Origin of the sequence: Psychrobacter sp. DAB_AL32B, assembly GCF_002224105.1 — a bacterium.
Lineage (GTDB): Bacteria > Pseudomonadota > Gammaproteobacteria > Pseudomonadales > Moraxellaceae > Psychrobacter.
In genome coordinates this window covers 1-310 of the sequence record NZ_NEXU01000181.1, presented here as the reverse complement: position 1 = coordinate 310, position 310 = coordinate 1, and the positions used below count along the sequence as shown (strand labels likewise).

At 46.5% G+C, this 310-nt stretch carries 1 protein-coding gene; it reads left to right on the top strand.

What is annotated here, in order from left to right; all coding sequences use genetic code 11:
- Nucleotides 1-310 (top strand): hypothetical protein (locus tag CAN34_RS13895; RefSeq protein ID WP_217320642.1); only part of this gene is annotated, 310 nt, incomplete at both ends.

Sequence of the window (310 nt, the reverse complement as noted above, 5' to 3'; positions counted from 1 at the left end):
GTTGCTCAAAAGCCAACCGATCCTAAGCCAACTGATCCAAAACCAACTGATCCAAAACCGACTGATCCAAAACCGACCGATCCTAAACCGACTGATCCTAAACCGACTGATCCTAAACCGACTGATCCTAAACCGACTGATCCTAAACCGACTGATCCTAAACCGACTGATCCTAAACCGACTGATCCTAAACCGACTGATCCTAAACCGACTGATCCTAAGCCAACTATTAGTTCACCGTTTGTTGAGGCTATTAATAAGCAGTCCAATCGGTCAGCCCTAAGTCTCGCTTCTGTCTTAGATAGAGCGG